Source organism: Mucilaginibacter flavidus (assembly GCF_024055575.1).
Lineage (GTDB): Bacteria > Bacteroidota > Bacteroidia > Sphingobacteriales > Sphingobacteriaceae > Mucilaginibacter > Mucilaginibacter flavidus.
In genome coordinates this window covers 111,502-129,280 of sequence record NZ_JAMXOE010000012.1, presented here as the reverse complement: position 1 = coordinate 129,280, position 17,779 = coordinate 111,502, and the positions used below count along the sequence as shown (strand labels likewise).

General features: G+C 41.8%; 19 protein-coding genes. 15 read left to right on the top strand and 4 right to left on the bottom strand.

Going from position 1 to position 17,779, the window contains the following annotated elements; genetic code table 11:
• The first annotated feature begins 266 nt into the window (after nt 1-266).
• Nucleotides 267-452, top strand: a complete 186-nt coding sequence (locus tag NAF19_RS17835) for a hypothetical protein (protein WP_252791664.1) — start codon at nt 267-269, stop codon at nt 450-452.
• A 228-nt stretch (nt 453-680) separates the two neighbouring features.
• Entirely contained in the window at nt 681-1,217 is a 537-nt protein-coding gene (locus NAF19_RS17830) for a pyridoxamine 5'-phosphate oxidase family protein (RefSeq protein WP_252791662.1), read from the top strand.
• An 81-nt stretch (nt 1,218-1,298) separates the two neighbouring features.
• Here NAF19_RS17830 and pyrF read toward each other — a convergent pair whose 3' ends face one another.
• Nucleotides 1,299-2,129: an orotidine-5'-phosphate decarboxylase gene (gene pyrF, locus NAF19_RS17825; RefSeq protein ID WP_252791729.1), complete on the bottom strand. Its 831-nt coding sequence runs from the start codon at nt 2,127-2,129 to the stop codon at nt 1,299-1,301.
• 408 nt (nt 2,130-2,537) lie between these two features.
• Here pyrF and rho point away from each other — a divergent pair, with 408 nt between their 5' ends.
• The 3 genes from rho to purS all read left to right on the top strand — a co-directional run bounded on the left by rho (nt 2,538) and on the right by purS (nt 5,283).
• On the top strand, nt 2,538-4,163 hold the full coding sequence (rho, locus tag NAF19_RS17820) for a transcription termination factor Rho (RefSeq protein ID WP_252791661.1): 1,626 nt from the start codon (nt 2,538-2,540) through the stop codon (nt 4,161-4,163).
• Between the two features lie 88 nt (nt 4,164-4,251).
• On the top strand, nt 4,252-4,995 hold the full coding sequence (gene pssA, locus NAF19_RS17815) for a CDP-diacylglycerol--serine O-phosphatidyltransferase (protein WP_252791659.1): 744 nt from the start codon (nt 4,252-4,254) through the stop codon (nt 4,993-4,995).
• Between the two features lie 33 nt (nt 4,996-5,028).
• Nucleotides 5,029-5,283, top strand: a complete 255-nt coding sequence (purS, locus tag NAF19_RS17810; protein ID WP_252791657.1) for a phosphoribosylformylglycinamidine synthase subunit PurS — start codon at nt 5,029-5,031, stop codon at nt 5,281-5,283.
• 119 nt (nt 5,284-5,402) lie between these two features.
• Here purS and NAF19_RS17805 read toward each other — a convergent pair whose 3' ends face one another.
• Entirely contained in the window at nt 5,403-5,771 is a 369-nt protein-coding gene (locus NAF19_RS17805) for an Hpt domain-containing protein (RefSeq protein ID WP_252791654.1), read from the bottom strand.
• Nucleotides 5,772-5,794: 23 nt separating this feature from the next.
• Nucleotides 5,795-6,274 (bottom strand): 2-amino-4-hydroxy-6-hydroxymethyldihydropteridine diphosphokinase, encoded by a 480-nt coding sequence (gene folK / locus NAF19_RS17800; protein WP_252791653.1) that lies wholly within the window; start codon nt 6,272-6,274, stop codon nt 5,795-5,797.
• 87 nt (nt 6,275-6,361) lie between these two features.
• On the opposite strand from folK, the gene sppA reads away from it, so the two are divergent.
• From sppA to NAF19_RS17760, 8 genes are all read left to right on the top strand, one after another.
• Complete coding sequence (sppA, locus tag NAF19_RS17795) at nt 6,362-8,137, top strand: signal peptide peptidase SppA (RefSeq protein ID WP_252791651.1); 1,776 nt, start codon at nt 6,362-6,364, stop codon at nt 8,135-8,137.
• A gap of 74 nt (nt 8,138-8,211) precedes the next feature.
• Nucleotides 8,212-9,897 carry a DNA polymerase/3'-5' exonuclease PolX gene (locus tag NAF19_RS17790; RefSeq protein ID WP_252791648.1) on the top strand — a complete coding sequence of 562 codons (1,686 nt, stop codon included), beginning with the start codon at nt 8,212-8,214 and terminating at the stop codon, nt 9,895-9,897.
• Nucleotides 9,898-9,974: 77 nt separating this feature from the next.
• A complete protein-coding gene (gene rfaE1, locus NAF19_RS17785) occupies nt 9,975-10,955 on the top strand; it encodes a D-glycero-beta-D-manno-heptose-7-phosphate kinase (protein ID WP_252791646.1) in 981 nt (326 codons plus the stop codon).
• Between the two features lie 96 nt (nt 10,956-11,051).
• Entirely contained in the window at nt 11,052-11,606 is a 555-nt protein-coding gene (gene gmhA, locus NAF19_RS17780; RefSeq protein WP_252791644.1) for a D-sedoheptulose 7-phosphate isomerase, read from the top strand.
• Nucleotides 11,607-11,609: 3 nt separating this feature from the next.
• Nucleotides 11,610-12,113, top strand: a complete 504-nt coding sequence (rfaE2, locus tag NAF19_RS17775; RefSeq protein WP_252791642.1) for a D-glycero-beta-D-manno-heptose 1-phosphate adenylyltransferase — start codon at nt 11,610-11,612, stop codon at nt 12,111-12,113.
• Between the two features lies 1 nt (nt 12,114).
• A complete protein-coding gene (locus NAF19_RS17770; protein WP_252791641.1) occupies nt 12,115-12,720 on the top strand; it encodes a DUF4254 domain-containing protein in 606 nt (201 codons plus the stop codon).
• Nucleotides 12,721-13,752 carry a glycosyltransferase family 9 protein gene (locus NAF19_RS17765; protein ID WP_252791639.1) on the top strand — a complete coding sequence of 344 codons (1,032 nt, stop codon included), beginning with the start codon at nt 12,721-12,723 and terminating at the stop codon, nt 13,750-13,752.
• Nucleotides 13,753-13,904: 152 nt separating this feature from the next.
• A complete protein-coding gene (locus NAF19_RS17760) occupies nt 13,905-14,381 on the top strand; it encodes a SixA phosphatase family protein (RefSeq protein WP_252791637.1) in 477 nt (158 codons plus the stop codon).
• A gap of 173 nt (nt 14,382-14,554) precedes the next feature.
• On the opposite strand, the gene dprA is transcribed toward NAF19_RS17760, so the two are convergent.
• The gene (dprA, locus tag NAF19_RS17755; protein ID WP_252791634.1) at nt 14,555-15,655 is read right to left on the bottom strand and encodes a DNA-processing protein DprA; all 1,101 of its coding nucleotides are present in this window, start codon (nt 15,653-15,655) and stop codon (nt 14,555-14,557) included.
• 156 nt (nt 15,656-15,811) lie between these two features.
• Between dprA and NAF19_RS17750 the strand changes: the two genes are divergently transcribed.
• Entirely contained in the window at nt 15,812-16,180 is a 369-nt protein-coding gene (locus NAF19_RS17750) for a BlaI/MecI/CopY family transcriptional regulator (RefSeq protein ID WP_252791633.1), read from the top strand.
• A gap of 5 nt (nt 16,181-16,185) precedes the next feature.
• On the top strand, nt 16,186-17,745 hold the full coding sequence (locus tag NAF19_RS17745) for a M56 family metallopeptidase (protein WP_252791631.1): 1,560 nt from the start codon (nt 16,186-16,188) through the stop codon (nt 17,743-17,745).
• The last annotated feature ends 34 nt before the right edge of the window (nt 17,746-17,779 follow it).

Below are 17,779 nucleotides of genomic sequence, written 5' to 3'. Positions count from 1 at the left end.
AAAATAAATATTAAAAGAAATTTGTAATTTTGATATTATTACGACGCTGACGGTAAATATCGACAATAAAAAATCCGAAAAAGCAGTAAAGGCTGTTTTAGATGCACTTGGTTTGAGTTATAATGTAGAAGCAACTCCAGCAGATACGGACCGGCCCTTAAATAAAGCCGAACAACGACTTTATAACAACCTTAAGAAATCGTTTGAAGAAATCAGGTTACATCAGGAAGGTAAAATTGAGTTAAAAGACGCCAGGACTTTACTTGATGAGTTATAATGTCAAAGTCTCGGCGTTGTTCGACAACGAATTTAAACGAATAGCTAAAAAACACAAAGCCACCAAGGGTGACCTCGCGAAACTTATTGACGAGTTAGAAAAAAATCCGACGAAAGGAACACATCTTGGACAAAATGTTTACAAAATCAGGATGGCCATTTCCGGTACAAATTAAGGAAAGTCAGGTGGTGCAAGGGTAATTACATGTGTGTTATTGGTTAAAGAGGTGGTATATCTTTCCGAAATTTACCTTAAAAATGAATTTGACACAGTGGAAGCCGATGCAGTAATAAAACGACTGAAAGATAAAGGTTCAATCTAAGTCATTCCCTACAACTACATGTTTTATCAATTAAATTAGTTTCCCTAAACAATACTTTTCCCGGTTGGTTATTAATTTGTTATGGATAGCATTAACCAACAACAACCCGAAGAAAACGCCAAGGACCTTAATGGCGCTGAAGCCATTGAAAAAATAAGAGAACTGGCCTACAAAACTAAAACCTGCTTTTTTTGCACCAATATTAAAACCGGCATTCCGCTTACTACCAGGCCAATGGCAGTACAGCAAATTGACGACGAAGGCAACTTTTGGTTTTTGAGCTCAAACGACAGCCATAAAAACGACGAAGTATCGCACGACCCTTTTGTACATCTACTGTTCCAGGGCTCGGCACATTCCGATTTCCTGAATATTTATGGCATTGCATCGGTTAACGAAGATAGAGGGAAAATCAAAGAGCTTTGGGAACCCATCATGAAAACCTGGTTTACCGACGGCGAAGACGACCCGCGCATTTCCATAATAAAAGTTGAACCTATTGAAGGTTATTACTGGGACAACAAACACGGCAATACCATCGCCTTTGCAAAAATGTTGGTCGGCGCCGCTATCGGACAAACATTGGACGATTCTATCGAAGGGAAGCTGGAAGTATAACGAGGAAGACGCAAGAAATCAAGAGTCAAGAAACAAGAGAAAAAGTATTAACTTCTCGACTCCTGCCTTCTTGTGTCTTTTTTAAATCACCCCCGCCTTCTCCAACTCCACCTGCATTTCCTGCTGAATTTTCATCGCCTCGGCCCTTGCCGCTTCGGCAAAGTCCTTCCCATTTGAGGCGTATATTATTGAACGTGATGCATTTACTATCAACCCGCAGTCCTTATTCATCCCATAATGGCAAACTTCGGCCAGGTTGCCGCCTTGTGCGCCTACGCCGGGCACCAGCAGGAAGTTATCGGGCGCATATTTGCGGATGTTGGTAAACTCGGTGCTTTTAGTGGCCCCAACTACATACATAATACGATCGGCATTGGCCCAGGTATTGGCCTTTTGTATCACAGCTTCGTATAAAAAGCCATGTTCGGTGGTCAGGTATTGAAAATCTTTACTGCCTGCCGACGAGGTTAGCGCTAAAATGATGACCCATTTGTCTTTATATTCAAGGTAAGGCGATACCGCATCGTGCCCCATATAAGGCGATAACGTTATGGCATCAAAACTCATCCCCGCCGCAGCCTCGTCAAAAAAAGCTTTGGCATACATGCCCGATGTATTGCCCATGTCGCCGCGCTTGGCATCTATAATATTTAAACATTCTTTAGGAAGGTATTTCCAGGTAGCAATTAAACTTTGCAGGCCTTTTACACCGTGCTTTTCATAAAAAGCCGCATTTGGCTTATAGGAGACGCATAAGTCGTGCGTGGCATCAATAATCCGTTTGTTAAATTCGAATATCGGGTCGGGATATTCTTTTAAAAATTCTGGAATTTTTTCAATATCCGTATCAAGCCCTACACATAAAAATGATTTTTTACGTTTTATCTGTTCTATGAGGTATTGGCGCGATATCATGAGCGGTGTTTTAATTTTGAATGCCCAAAAAAACTAAAATTTAGTTGAAGTGTTGGCCAATAAAGTATATTTTTTTAAATAGTTTGATAATTTAAATTAAATGACTAAAATTGCAGTGTTTTCCGTTGAATTTTTCTTGCACTAAAGAAACAATTTAAAACTCCACGTTATTTTATTAAATTATTTACATGGGTTTAGATGTTGCAAAACAAGTTGCATAGTTAATATTTTCGTAATAAAAACATCTCCGTTTAATAAAGTATAAAAAGAATTTGTTAATACATTAAAGCCCGTTACCGGGCAAATAGCTTAATTGCCGGGTAAGACATCACGACTCCATAGTACTATTGAAGATAAATACGACTACAAAAATTATTAAAATCCCTTTGAATTATAATTCATAATATGTTTGATACAAACGAATTGAACGATAAACTCGTTTCTGAGTTACGCGAAATTGCCAAAAATTTAGGTATTGCAGAAGCCGACGAACTTAGAAAAGCTGCCCTTGTAACGAGGATTGTTGAACAGGAACAACTAATTGAAGCAGCCCGCGCACAGGCTGATACCGTTGCCAGCAATTATGCTGCTGTACTGCCCCCTCCCCCTGCCGCCGAAGCCGGCGAAAAAACACGCAAACGCATCCGAGTAGTAAAAAACAGCAATACCCCACGAGTTGAGGTCCCGCTTGATGATACCAACCTTTTTGATATGCCTGATGACGAGGCACCTGTTGACGAATCTGAAGATGGCAACACTACACCGATAATGCCTGCCGTGTCGGCATCAAGATCAGACGAAGGTGAGCCAAAGGACGAAGAAACTGTGACTGAAGGCCGCACGCAAAAATTTGAGCGCCGTGTAAATAACCAAACCACCCAACAAAAAAGCCAGGAACCTGCTATCAACCTTGATTTTGACAACGTAATAGTAAACGAAGGCGTGCTCGAAATCATGCCTGATGGCTATGGCTTTTTACGCTCGTCGGATTATAACTACCTGACTTCTCCTGATGATATTTATGTATCACAGTCGCAAATAAAATTATTCGGCCTTAAAACCGGCGATACCGTTCGCGGTAGCATTCGCCCGCCAAAAGAAGGTGAAAAATATTTCCCGCTGGTACGTGTAGAAGCTATTAACGGCCGTATACCTGCCGAAGTGCGTGACCGCGTACCTTTCGACCACTTAACGCCATTGTTTCCGTCCGAAAAACTGAGCCTGTTTACTGATGCCGGTAATTACTCTACCCGTATTATGGACTTGTTCTCGCCAATAGGTAAAGGGCAGCGCGGTTTAATTGTGGCGCAGCCAAAAACAGGTAAAACCATGTTGCTGAAGGATGTGGCCAACGCCATTGCCAAAAACCACCCGGAAGTTTACCTGATTATATTACTGATTGACGAACGCCCGGAAGAGGTAACCGATATGGCCCGCAGCGTACGCGCCGAAGTAGTATCATCAACATTTGATGAGCCTGCCGAGCGCCACGTAAAAATCGCCAATATTGTACTGGAGAAAGCAAAACGCATGGTTGAGTGCGGTCATGATGTGGTAATCCTGCTGGATTCTATTACCCGTTTGGCCCGTGCTTATAACACAGTTGCTCCTGCATCCGGTAAAATATTATCAGGTGGTGTTGATGCAAATGCATTACACAAACCTAAGCGCTTCTTCGGCGCCGCCCGTAACATCGAGGATGGCGGTTCATTAACCATTATCGCTACAGCATTAACAGAAACCGGTTCGAAAATGGACGAGGTTATTTTTGAAGAGTTTAAAGGTACCGGTAACATGGAGCTGCAATTGGATAGAAAATTGTCCAACAAACGCATATTCCCTGCTATTGATATCACGGCTTCGAGTACCCGCCGCGACGATTTGCTGCTTGACCGCGAAACGTTACAAAGGATCTGGATATTACGTAATCACCTGGCTGACATGAACTCGCAGGAATCGATGGAATTTTTACAGGCCCAGATAAGAGGCACAAAAACCAACGAAGAGTTTTTGATTTCGATGAATTCGTAATAAATTAAAATTTGTGAAGTTATATTAGCAGAAAGTTAATGGTAAACTTCATATTTATTTAATAAAATGTTGATACCTTCATACCGGAATGAAGAATCGTCTTAAAAAACACTTGCCGAATGCTATTACCTGTGCAAACCTCTTCAGCGGTTGCATAGGTATAGTTTTAGCCTTCAAGGGCGAGTTGATAGCTGCATCGTACGCCATATTTTTATCGGCCATATTTGACTTTTTTGACGGGCTCGCATCGCGTGTTCTCAAATCGTTTTCGGGCATAGGCAAAGATTTGGATTCGCTGGCTGATATGGTAAGCTTTGGCGTATTGCCTGCAGTAATAATGTACCAGTTGCTGCTGGAGGCCCGCCAGATAGATAATATCAGTCAATATTTAAACTTTATAGCGTTTTTAATACCCGTATTTTCGGCATTAAGGCTGGCAAAATTTAATGTGGATACTCGGCAAGCCGAAAACTTTATTGGGTTGCCTACACCAGCAAATGCTATCCTGATCGCCTCTTTCCCGCTGATACTCGACCATCATAACAAATATTTCACCGCCCCACTGCAAAACCCATGGGTGTTATCGGTGTTATGTGTCGTAATGTGTACTTTATTGGTTATAGAAGTGCCCATGATGTCATTGAAATTCAAAAACCGCGATTTTAACCAAAATATTTCGCGTTATTTATTACTGTTGTTCTCGGCAATACTCATTCTATTTTTTAAATTTGCGGCAGTTCCGGCGGTGATATTGTTTTATATCACTTTATCGCTTATTCAGTTCAAATTTTTGAGCGCAAGCATGATGAATACCGCCCAAAAAGACAGCTAAAACACCGTTACCGGTATATTTAAACAAACACTAATGAAAAAATTCCAGGCCGAAATTGACGTAATGCCAAAAAAAGAAATACTCGACCCTCAAGGTAAAGCCGTAACCGGCAGCATGAAAAACCTGGGTTTAGCCGAAATTCAAAATGTACGTATTGGCAAACACATCACTTTGGAGATTGATGCAGAAAGCAAAGAAGCTGCAAACAGTAAAGTTGACACCGCCTGCAAAAGCCTGCTGGCTAATTTAATAATGGAAAGCTACAGCTTTAGTGTAACTGAAGTTTAGTACTTGTATAGAGGTCAGTTAATTTGAGGTTAGAGATTAGTTGGGCGGCACAAATTTCTATTCCCCAATCGATTCTCCGACGTTCGTATTCCTAATATCTAATTTCCAATATCTGGTCTCTATTCCTTAGAAGCCTTTATCGTTGCCAGCCTGTCTAAGTTTGGGATGATGAGATTTTTCACGTCGGTAAATTTAGATATCAATAGACCTTCTTCGGGGGCGCCGTTCTTGGCCATTATTTCAACTTCCTGTATAGTGGCCTGGCTTATGGGCATACCGAAGAAACCAAGATTGGGTTTCAGTTTATGTGCAGCCTGTGCTGCAAGGGTCCAGTCCTTGTTGTCAATAGCCGTATTAATGGTTTGCAGCAAATCAGGGGTTTGTTGCAGGAACATATCTATGGATTCTACAATAAATTCGTCACTGCCGTCGGCAATTTCAAATAAAAACGATAGGTCCAGGTCATGCTCGGGGAATATATATGACATATCTTGGTTTATATTTTCCAAAATTATAACTTTTTTACAATCAAGCTATCTTTAAGGTTATTTTTCACGTCTAAGATAGTCTTTTTTAATACAGGGTGAAGCAGGCCGGGCGCTATTTCTGCAAGGGGTTCCAATGTAAAGCGCCTATTGTGTAATTCGGGATGTGGAACCTGCAGGTTCTTATCGTCTATTATTTCATCACCATAAAAAAGTATATCGATATCAATTGTGCGTGAGCCCCACTTCTCTTCACGTTTACGACCCAGCATAAGTTCAATATCCAATATTTTACGCAGTATTTCAGATGCCGGTATTTCCGTTTCTAATATTACAACCTGGTTTAAATAGTCGGGCGCATCGGTTTTTCCCCACGATTGTGTTTCATATATTGACGATGTTTTTTTAACTGGGGCGAGATGGGTACCAATCAGTTCGATTGCCTGTTGCAGGTGCTGCTGCCTGTTGCCCAGGTTGCTGCCGAGAAGTAAAAAAACCCTATTCATGTTGTAACAAATATTTTGGATATCACTCTTAATATTATACGATATCGAATTGCTAAGTTTGCATAGATAAAAGATTTATAACATTTAATGAAACAATTCTTCAAATTTGTCTTCGCCAGTATGGTGGGTTTTATTTTAGCAGGTGTGGTGTTGCTAATTATTGTTATTGGCATTATAGCAGGCCTGGTTGATGGCAACAGCGATAAAACCGTTGATGTAACCCCAAACTCGGTGCTGCAAATAAAGCTAAACTACCCCATTACCGAGCGCACCCCACATAACCCTTTAGCTGCACTTGGCTTTTTAGGCGTAGAAGGGGAAAAAACAATGGGCCTTAATGATATATTGGCCAATATAAAAAAGGCCAAAAAAGACTCAAACATAAAAGGCATTTTTTTGGATGAAAGCGTCCTGTTAAACGGCCAGGCCACTACCGAAGAAATACGCAACGCCCTTATCGACTTTAAAAAATCAGGTAAATTTATAGTTGCCTACTCTGAAATTTATACCCAGGGCTTCTACTACCTGGCCTCAGTTGCCGATAAGGTATATATCAACCCTAAAGGCCTTTTTGATTTTAAAGGTTTTAATTCAAAAATCACCTTCCTGAAAGGAACGCTTGATAAATTGGGAATAGAAGCACAAATAATTAAGGTAGGCACCTATAAAAGCGCCGTTGAGCCTTTCTTTTTAACAAAAATGAGCGACGCCAATCGCCTGCAGGTAAACTCGTACCTGGGCTCATTGTATGACCATTTTTTAACCGGGATAAGTCAAAGCCGGAAAATAAGCAAGGATTCGTTATTTGCCATTGCCAACCAATTGAAAATACGCGAACCTGAGGACGCTCTTAAATACCACCTTGTTGACGGCTTAAAATACAAGGATGAAATTTTAGATGATTTGAAAAAGCGCGCAGGAATTGATGCCGGCGACGATTTAAAAACCATTGAATTAAGTGAGTACGGCACAAGCGAGTCGGCCAAAGAGGATAAAAAAGAAACTTCGAAAAACAATATTGCCATAGTATATGCATCGGGCGATATAGTTGGCGGCGAAGGCGACGATAATAGCATAGGCTCCGAAAGAATTTCGAAAGCTTTACGTAAAGCGCGTGAGGACGACAAAGTTAAAGCTGTGGTTTTCCGTATCAACTCGCCGGGTGGCAGCTCCCTTGCGTCGGATGTGATGTGGCGCGAGGTTATGCTGACTAAAAAAGTTAAGCCGATAATCGTATCAATGGGCGATGTGGCCGCATCTGGCGGGTATTACATAGCCTGTGCAGCTGATTCGATAATTGCCGAACCCAATACCATTACCGGGTCCATAGGTATTTTTGCGGTGCTGCCCAACATGCAAAAGTTTTTTACCGACAAACTGGGTATGACTTTCGACGGTGTAAAAACCGGCAAATATGCTGACTTAGGCGATTTAACCAGACCGTTATCACCAAAAGAAAAGGCTATACTGCAAAACCAGGTAAACCGCGGGTACGACGATTTTACAAAAGCTGTTGCCACCGGCCGCAACAAAACTCAGGCTTACATTAATAGTATTGGCCAGGGTCGTGTTTGGACAGGCGAACAAGCCGTAAAAATAGGCCTTGTGGACAGGCTGGGCAATATAAATGATGCCATAGCGGCTGCTGCAAAAAAGGCCCATATCAAAAAGTATAATATAGTGGCCTACCCCGACCAAAAAAGCTTCCTGAATAAATTCGGCCTCGGCGGCGACCAGTTAAAAATGCATTTTGTGAAATCGGAACTGGGTGATAATTTTAAATATTACCAGCAAATAAAAGGCGTAACTATGATGATGCGCACCCCGCAGGCGAGGATGCCTTATGACATTGATATAAATTAAGTTTTATCGATATTTTTATGGGAAAGCCGCCTTGTATTGGGTGGCTTTCGTATTTTTACACCCTCAATTAAATTATGGAAAACAAACCCATAGCCCGTAAGCTTCGCCTGCTCTCGCAATTGATGGAATTGCACGAGGAAAATCCGTTTAAGATAAAATCACTGGCTAATGCTGCTTTTAAGGTTGATAAGCTGCCTTTTCCGGCCGCCGGCAAGACCTTTGCCGAGCTTGAAAAAGTCGATGGCATTGGCAAAAGTACAGCCGGCAAAATAATTGAACTGCTTGAAAAAGGCACCATAACCGAGATGGAAGATCTGCTTGCAAAGACGCCCGAAGGTGTTGTCGAGATGATGGGCATAAAAGGTATCGGCCCGAAAAAGGTGGCCATTATTTGGAAAGATCTGGGAATAGAGAACATTGGCGAGCTATATTATGCCTGTAACGAAAACCGCCTGGTTGAAGCGAAAGGCTTCGGACTTAAAACACAGGAAGACATACGGAATGTAATTGAATTTAATATGGCCAGCCATGGCAAATTCCTTTACGCCAAAGTTGAGCAGGAGGCCAAAGACTTTTTAGAACAACTGAAAGGCATTTTTCCGGACGGGTTGATAGAGTTTGCCGGCGAATTTCGCCGGTACTGCGAGATTATAGATAAGCTTATAGTTGTATTGGGCTGCCGCGACCAGGAAATTGCGTTTACCACGCTGGTGCAATCAGAAGTAATGAGAGAGGTGGAGCCGGACAAAAATCACGTAAAAGGCAAACTGGCTAATGGTTTAAAGGTTGAAGTGGTGTGTGTGGAGAAGCGATATTTTTATAAAAAGCTTTTTGAACAAACCGGCGACGACGAGCATGTTAAAGACGTTTTAAGCAAAACCGTTGAACCGATTGATCAGCCTGAAAGTGAAGATTTAATTTACCGGAAATCGGGCCTTGAATATGTACAGCCTGAATTACGCGAAGGCACGACGTTTATTGAACGGGCCGAAACAAATAAACTTCCGCAGCTGGTAAACCATGCCGATTTAAAAGGCACGTTGCACAACCATAGTACCTGGAGCGATGGTATAAACACCGTTGAAGAAATGGCGTTATACTGCCGCGATGAATTAAAGCTGGAATACCTGGGTATGTGCGACCACAGCAAAAGCGCATTTTACGCCAAGGGTCTTACCATCGAGCGTGTTTTACAACAACAGGAAGAAATTGACCATCTGAATAAAAAGCTGGATGGCTTCCATATATTTAAAGGTATCGAATCGGATATTTTGTACGATGGCTCGCTGGATTACCCGGATGAGATTTTGAAAAAATTTGATTTTATCGTGGCCTCGGTGCACTCTATCCTGAAAATGGATGAAGAAAAGGCAACATCAAGGCTGATAAAAGCAATTGAAAACCCATATACCACCATATTGGGCCATCCTACCGGCCGCTTATTATTAAGCCGTAATGGTTACCCTATTAACTACAAAAAAGTGATAGATGCCTGTGCTGCCAACAATGTGGTGATTGAAATAAATGCCAACCCACTACGCCTCGATTTGGATTGGCGCTGGCATCAATACGCGCTGGAAAAGGGCGTTTGGCTCTCCATTAACCCCGATGCTCACCGCAAAGAAGGCTTTTTAGATATGTACTACGGTATATTGGTCGCCCGTAAAGGGGGCCTATACAAAGAAAGATGTTTAAATGCGTTATCATTGCAGGAAATCGGGAAGTTTTTTTCTCAAAAAACTTCAGTGGTTAGAGGTTAGAGATCAGAGGTTAGATGGAAAAATTTGGCTGTGAACTTTCCCCAAATGAACTAATGAACTAATGAACAAGTGAACTAATGAACTTAAAGGATAAAGTACGTTCCATACAATCAACCAAAAAACAACCTGCTATATTGGTTATTGGCGATTTGATGATTGACCATTACATTTGGGGAAATGCCACACGGTTGTCGCCAGAGGCGCCGGTGCCGATCGTGAACGTAAAAAATGAGTCGTCTACGCTTGGCGGCGCAGGTAATGTTGTTCAAAACCTGGTTGCCCTGGGTGCAACTGTTACTGTTGCCGGGGTTATTGGCGATGATGCAACCGGCCTTCAGCTTATTGAAATACTGGAAAACGAAGGCGTAAAAACCAATACTATTATTAAAGATAGTGCACGGCCTACGACCATTAAAACCCGGGTTTTAGCCGGACGGCACCAATTAGTTAGAGTTGATCGTGAAATCACCGATCCCTTGTCGGCGGACTTGGAAAACGAACTGGCCGAGAAACTTACTTCGGTCATTGATAAGGCAGATATCATTATATTTTCCGATTATAACAAAGGTTTGTTTGCCCCGGCCCTTACACAACGCCTAATAAAGATTGCAGCCGTGCATCATAAGCAAGTAATTGTTGACCCTAAAGGTTTTAATTACGAAAAATACAAAGGCGCCTTTTTAATAAAACCCAACCGCAAAGAGTTGGCTGAGGCAGCTAAAACCGAATCGATAAAAAATATTGACGAGTTGCAGGAAGCGGCCAAAACCGTGTTTGCGCAAACCGAAACTGCGTACCTGGTGGTTACTCTTTCTGAAGAAGGAATGGCGATATTGACTCCGGAAAGCAGTAAATTATTATCGGTAAAGGCTACCGAGGTATTCGATGTTACTGGTGCCGGCGATACGGTAATAGCAGCCATTACTTATTTTTTAGCCCTTGGTTTTACGGTTGAAGAAGCCTGCGACCTGGCTAACCATGCCGCCGCCATAGTGATACGGCATGTAGGTAGTGCCACAACAACTATTGATGAAATTATTAAAGATATGGAGATTTAGTTCATTGGTTCACTTGTTCATTAGTTCATTGGTATATTTGCAGGCGAATTAAATATAAATCCGAAATCGAAATTCCGACTTCCGAAATTTAACAGAATGGTTATTGAAGAACTTAAAGATCATCAGCAGCTTATAAACAAGGTAATTGAACAGCTTAGCGGCGATATTGAAAAAGCCTGCGAAATGATTATTACTGCTATACAAAACGGCAACAAGGTTTTAACAGCGGGCAATGGCGGCAGCGCTGCCGATGCCCAGCATATTGCTGCCGAGTTAAGCGGGCGCTTTGTGAAACACCGCAAAGCCTTACCCGGAATTGCGTTGACAACTGATACATCGGCCCTAACAGCCATTGCCAATGATTACGGGTATGACCATGTATTTTCGCGCCAAGTTGAGGCATTGGCGCGGCCCGGTGATTTATTTATAGGTATTTCAACAAGCGGCAACAGCCAGGGAATTTTAAATGCCTTTGACACTGCTACAAAATTTGGCTGCAAAACACTGGGTCTTTCGGGTCGGGATGGCGGAAAAATGAACGGTATTTGCGATTTAAATGTGATAATACCATCAGATATCACTGCCCGCATACAGGAAATGCACATTTTGATTGGGCACATATTGTGTAAAGCCGTTGACGATTTATTTTAACAAATGAGAGCCGACTTAGAAAAAACGCTTTTAGATAAAATTCAGCCTTTAGCCCGGTTGAAAGCCACGACTACTACCTGGCAGAAAGAAGGCAAAAAGGTAGTATTTACAAATGGTGTTTTTGATTTATTACACTTAGGCCATGTTACTTATTTAGCGAAGGCCGCCGAATTGGGCGACAAACTGATAATCGGCTTAAATGCAGATAGTTCTGTAAAGCGGATAAAAGGCGAAGACCGGCCAATAAACGACCAAAATAACCGCGCAGCCTTGTTGGCCTCGCTGTTTTTTGTAGATGGTGTGGTATTATTTGAAGAAGATACACCGCTTAATTTGATAAGTACTTTACTACCCGACATACTGGTTAAAGGCGCAGATTATACTATAGATAATATTGTTGGCGCCAAAGAAGTTATTGCTAACGGCGGCGAGGTTAAAACTATTACTTTTGTTGAGGGCTATTCCTCAACATCTATTATTAACAAAATAAAGGCACAAGCACAGTAAAATGATAAGCGGACTTTGTAACAAGGCATTTTTAAAGGCGATATATGATTATCATTTATATGATGATATCAACGCGAGGCATGAAAACCCTTACGAGGTGGGCTCGTTTGAAAATCTGTTATTCACCAAATGCTGGATAGACACAGCCCAATGGCATATGGAGGATGAAATTCGAAATCCATCCATTGACCCTGTGGTTGCCCTGAAATGGAAACGCCGCATCGATAAATCCAACCAGGAGCGCACGGATTTAGTGGAAGAAATTGACAGCTATTTTTTAGATAAGTACAAAGATGTTAAGCCCCTGCCTACAGCGCGAATAAATACAGAAAGCCCTGCCTGGGCTATCGACAGGCTTTCAATACTGGCGCTAAAGATTTATCACATGCACGAGGAAAGCCTGAGAAAAAACATTAGCGATGCGGATTCAGCTCAGCGTAAAGCAAAACTTGGGATTCTTTTGCAGCAGCAAACAGACCTTTCAATAGCTATTGACGAACTGATTGACGATATACAACGTGGCGAAAAATACATGAAGGTTTACCGCCAGATGAAAATGTATAACGACCCGGAACTTAATCCTGTTTTGTACAACAGCAAAAAATAAATGCCGGCAGCAAAGCATATACTGGTATTCCGTTTTTCGGCCATGGGCGATGTGGCTATGACGGTGCCGGTTATAAAAGCGGTGCTAAGTCAAAATCCCGAACTAGAAATAACATTTGTTTCGCGACCTGATTTTGAAGGTTGTTTTAAGGGTATCCCCCGACTAAACTATTTCGCGGCCGATTTAAATTTGGAGTATAAAGGGTTCACCGGCCTGCTTAAGCTGTTTCGGGCGTTGAAAAAAACTTCAAATTTTGACGCCGTTGTCGATTTGCATGACAATTTACGTTCGAAAATATTAAGAAAAATGTTCCGGGTTTCGGGCTTACCTTATGCATACATCGATAAAGGAAGGGAAGAAAAAAAGCTTTTGACCCGCTTTCCAAACAAGGTTTTAAAACCACTTAAGCTGACTACAGAACGTTATGCCGATGTTTTCAGAGGGTTAGGATTGCAAACAGAACTTCAGCATCAGCTTAAAAAAAATCCACAACCACTAACCGGCGAGATTATAAAACTAACCGGCGACAAGGCAAATATCTGGATCGGCATTGCCCCTTTTGCCAAACATAAAGGCAAAATTTATCCGCTGGAGCGAACGGAAGAAGTTATTAAGCAGTTAGATAATAAAAATGTAAAACTGTTTTTATTTGGCGGCTCGTTGCTGGAAGAAGAGATTTGCCTGCAATGGGAGCAAAAATATCCGGCCGCTACCTCGCTGGTACGCCGCTTAACTATAGAACAGGAACTTTCTTTGATCAGCAACCTTGATGTGATGATGAGTATGGATTCGGCGGGAATGCACCTGGCTTCGCTTGAGGGCGTGCCGGTAGTTTCGGTTTGGGGGGCAACACACCATTATGCAGGTTTTTTAGGCTACGGGCAATCGGAAAACAACATAATTGCAGACGATATTGAATGCCGACCATGCTCTGTTTATGGCAATAAGCCCTGTTTCAGGAAGGATTATGCCTGCCTCTATAACATTGAACCCGAAACTATTGTTGCCAAACTAAGCGGATTTATAAACTAAATGCAGCCGTTGCTAATTCTGCACCGGTATATTTTTATTAAAACAATTTATATCAAAATAACCTTCATTTAAATATCAATTAAACGTTAATTTGCAGCGTTTTTATTAGATACAAGTGGATGGGCCGCAAGGCTGGTTAAATTGAAATCGCCATGAAAAAATTACTATTGGTAAGACATGCAAAGGCCGAAAAGGATACCGGGGGCAAGGATTTTGACAGGCCTTTAAAATACATCGGCATGCAGGACGCGGGTTTTATGGCTGATCGTTTGAAAGAGAAATTAATAGTACCTGAATATATTGTAGCCAGCCCCGCATTGCGCACCCTTACGACGGCTGAAATATTTGCCGACCACTTAGGTTTACCTGCTCCCACCACCAACAAGTCAATTTTTGAAGCGAGCGAAAAAACCCTTTTAAAAATAATTAACGATCTGCCAGGCCAATACAACTTTGTAGCCCTTGTTGGTCATAATCCGGGCATAGCTTACATACTGCAATATTTAACCGGCGCTGCCATGGAGGTTCACACCAGCGCGGTTGCAGTAATTGATTTTGAAATAGATGATTGGGCATCAATTAGCAAAGGCCTGGGTACGCTTGCTTATTTTAGCTGGCCGAACGGGTGAAAAATCATTTAGTCACTATGTCATTGAGTCATTAACGAATTGTTCGTCAGCATTCCCAACGAAAAATATCAAATTCTGACTACCTTACACTCTCAAAATTTCAATGACCCAATGACCCAATGACCCAATGACCCAATGACCCAATGACCCAATGACCTAATGACCTAACCTATTCACGAAAGGCAATACATCTTCCCCGGCAAGCCTCTTATATAACCCTGCATTTCCATATTCAATAAATTCATGGCCAGTTTGCTGGTTGGCATGTTGGTTTTTATTGATAAGTCGTCAATAGCAAGCGGAGTTTTGTTTTCACGTAAAAGATTAATTATCAGGCTTTCATCCTGTGTAAGATCAAATGGCAAAATAAATTGGTCGATCGTAGCTTTCGCTGTTTCACCTTGCTCCCAGCCCAGGCTGAAAGCTAAATCAGCGGCGCAGGTAAGTAGCTGTGCCTTGTTGTTGCGGATTAAAAAATTGCAGCCTTCAGAATATTCATCGCCCAATCTGCCCGGGAAGGCGAATACATCGCGGTTATAGGAGTTGGCAATTTCGGCAGTAATCAATGCACCACCTTTTATCCCGGCTTCAACTACTATGGTGGCATCAGCCATGCCTGCCACTATACGGTTACGCTGCGGAAAATTCTCACGATCAGGTATGGTGCCTGAAGGGTATTCGGACAACAAGCCGCCGTTTTCCAACATTTTATCGGCAGTGGCCCGGTTCTGGCTGGGGTACATTCTATCCAGTCCATGACCAACTACGCCTACAGTGGGTACGTTATGTTTTAAGCACTCTTTATGCGCAGCCACATCAATGCCGAGCGCTAAGCCGCTAACTACCAAAACGTTTTGCTGCTGCAGTTCCTCAACCAATTGCCGGCATAGCTGTTTACCGTATTCGGTTGCGTTACGTGTACCGACAATACTTACTACATGTTCGGCATTTAAATCTGCATTGCCTTTTGAGTACAGTAATACAGGCGAATCGTTGCAATTTTTTAAGCGTTTGGGATACCTGATATCGGTATAAAATATAACGTCGATTCCGTTTCTTTCAATAAATTTCAGTTCCTGCTCAGCCTTCTTCAGCGCAACGTCAAAGTCAAGCTGGCCAACCGTCTTCTCTCCTATCCCTGGTACCTTCAACAATTTGCCTTTGGGTGCTTTAAATATTTGTTCGGCCCCACCAAAATGTGCGGTTAATGATTTGGCCAATGTTGGGCCGATGTTTTTTACAAATGTTAAGGCAACCTGGTGAAGTAATGACATAATCTGACGCCTTGCTGTGTGTTATTTCACTGCGCGGCTTTATCGCCCTAAAATATAAAAATCCTAACAATTTTAGCAAAAAATAAAAAACTACAAAAATAGTTTGCAAACTATAAAAATAGTTCTATCTTTACTTAACTATAAAAATAGTTTACTATGAACATTAAAGAACTTACAAAAGCCGAAGAGCAGGTGATGCAAATACTGTGGCAGCTAAAAGAGGCCATTGTGAAAGACATTATTGAAGAAATGCCGGAACCAAAACCAGCCTATAACACTGTGTCGACAGTGGTGAGGGTTTTGGAAGGCAAAGGATTTATCGACCATAAAGCCTACGGCAACTCACATGTTTACTTCCCGGCCGTCAGCGAAGATGTTTACAAAAAATTCACTTTTGATAAGATGATGAAAAACTATTTCAGCAATTCCTACAAAAGCCTGGTGTCATTTATTGTCGACGAAAAAAACCTGGACGTAAAGGAGCTCGATGAGCTTACCAAACTGATTGACAACCTAAAAAACTAAAAATCATGAATTGGCTGCATTATCTGTTGGAAGCGAATATTTACCTGGGGGTATTTTACGCGCTGTATTTTTTACTGCTCGATAAAGAAACTTATTACAAGTTGAACCGGGTTTACTTGTTGTGCACGCCTGTTTTATCATACATTATCCCGCTGGTGCAAGTGGGCTGGTTAAAATCATACGAAGATGGCGGGCAGGTAGTTACCACAATAATTTACAATCAGCACCTCCATGAAAACGTTGCGACTACAGCGTATTTTACCTGGCAAAACGTACTTGTAATTGGATACGTAACCGGTGCAGTGGTAATGCTTACCCTGTTTGCTTTAAAAATTTCTCAACTTTTAAAATTAACACGAACACAAAAAAGCCTGCTGCGTAATAAGTATAAGCTTATTAAAGTTGAGGATGCAAATACAGCATTTTCCTTTTTCAACTATGTATTTATCGGCACCAATGTATCCGGCGCTGATATCATGATACGGCATGAGCTAATTCATATCGATCAAAAACACTCCCTTGATATCGTGTTTTTGGAACTGGTGAAGATCGTCAACTGGTTTAATCCTTTCATTTACCTGCTGCAGCGTAGCCTTAAAACCGTGCATGAGTATATTGCCGATGAGCAAACCGCCGCTTATGAGAGCGATACCCTTGCCTACTCCTCGTTTTTGGTGAGCAATGCTTATGGCTTAAGCGGATCGTCAATTTCGAATTCATTTTTCAATTATAACTTACTAAAAAAGAGGATCATTATGTTAAACCAAAAACGTTCGGGGAATTTAGCAAGGCTAAAGTACCTCGCGGCCCTGCCGGTATGCGCCGGCTTGCTGTGTGTATCAACCTTAGGGTTCAGTAAAACCTATGGCCTGGTGGATATTGCGCCGCAAAAAACAATAACTGATACCGCAGTAAAAATCACTACTGTAAAACTTGCAGACGCGAAACCTTTAAAGCTGAAACAAACCAATACAAACAAACCGGTGAAAATAACCGATATTAAGCTTTTACTGCCGCCGCCACCATCAAAACCAGCCAAAGGCGATACAGTTATAACAATGACCAATACGAAGCTGTCGCAAGCGAAGCCATTGGTGTTAAAAGAGGTAGCAGCGAATAAGCCCGTTAAGATCATTGATGTTACGCTTTTACCGCCACCACCACCGCCCGCAGATCCTTTTGAAGCATTCTACAAATACATTCAAAAATACGTAAGATACCCTACAAAAGGCCGGGATAACCTAATTTCAGGCAGAGTGATCGCAACTTTCAATGTAACAAATGGTAAAATAGAGGATTTACAGATTAGCCGCGGACTTAATGACGAGATGGATGGGGAAGTTTTACGGGTACTAAGAAACTACGATGGTAAATTTCCAGAACAAAAATCTATAATCCATTATGCTATATCTGTGTCATTCGCAATAATGGATGACGGAGGAAAGTATGTTGGCAACACTCCCAAAGGTAGGTTTGCTGCACCTAAATTTCCTAAGAGCGATGATCCTAAAACCACATATATGCTTAACGAAGTGGTAGTAACAACCTATCCACCAAAAAAATAACAATTTGTCAAACAATTAAATAGTAATAATCAAT

Coding starts and splice junctions, on each gene's coding strand:
- NAF19_RS17745 (WP_252791631.1), top strand. CDS start 16,186: ATGAATTGGCTGCATTATCTGTTGGAAGCGAATATTTACCTGGGGGTA.
- NAF19_RS17770 (WP_252791641.1), top strand. CDS start 12,115: ATGATAAGCGGACTTTGTAACAAGGCATTTTTAAAGGCGATATATGAT.
- NAF19_RS17835 (WP_252791664.1), top strand. CDS start 267: ATGAGTTATAATGTCAAAGTCTCGGCGTTGTTCGACAACGAATTTAAA.
- rfaE2 (WP_252791642.1), top strand. CDS start 11,610: ATGAGAGCCGACTTAGAAAAAACGCTTTTAGATAAAATTCAGCCTTTA.
- NAF19_RS17760 (WP_252791637.1), top strand. CDS start 13,905: ATGAAAAAATTACTATTGGTAAGACATGCAAAGGCCGAAAAGGATACC.
- NAF19_RS17830 (WP_252791662.1), top strand. CDS start 681: ATGGATAGCATTAACCAACAACAACCCGAAGAAAACGCCAAGGACCTT.
- gmhA (WP_252791644.1), top strand. CDS start 11,052: ATGGTTATTGAAGAACTTAAAGATCATCAGCAGCTTATAAACAAGGTA.
- rfaE1 (WP_252791646.1), top strand. CDS start 9,975: ATGAACTTAAAGGATAAAGTACGTTCCATACAATCAACCAAAAAACAA.
- sppA (WP_252791651.1), top strand. CDS start 6,362: ATGAAACAATTCTTCAAATTTGTCTTCGCCAGTATGGTGGGTTTTATT.
- purS (WP_252791657.1), top strand. CDS start 5,029: ATGAAAAAATTCCAGGCCGAAATTGACGTAATGCCAAAAAAAGAAATA.
- pssA (WP_252791659.1), top strand. CDS start 4,252: ATGAAGAATCGTCTTAAAAAACACTTGCCGAATGCTATTACCTGTGCA.
- rho (WP_252791661.1), top strand. CDS start 2,538: ATGTTTGATACAAACGAATTGAACGATAAACTCGTTTCTGAGTTACGC.
- NAF19_RS17790 (WP_252791648.1), top strand. CDS start 8,212: ATGGAAAACAAACCCATAGCCCGTAAGCTTCGCCTGCTCTCGCAATTG.
- folK (WP_252791653.1), bottom strand. CDS start 6,274: ATGAATAGGGTTTTTTTACTTCTCGGCAGCAACCTGGGCAACAGGCAG.
- dprA (WP_252791634.1), bottom strand. CDS start 15,655: ATGTCATTACTTCACCAGGTTGCCTTAACATTTGTAAAAAACATCGGC.
- NAF19_RS17765 (WP_252791639.1), top strand. CDS start 12,721: ATGCCGGCAGCAAAGCATATACTGGTATTCCGTTTTTCGGCCATGGGC.
- NAF19_RS17805 (WP_252791654.1), bottom strand. CDS start 5,771: ATGTCATATATATTCCCCGAGCATGACCTGGACCTATCGTTTTTATTT.
- NAF19_RS17750 (WP_252791633.1), top strand. CDS start 15,812: ATGAACATTAAAGAACTTACAAAAGCCGAAGAGCAGGTGATGCAAATA.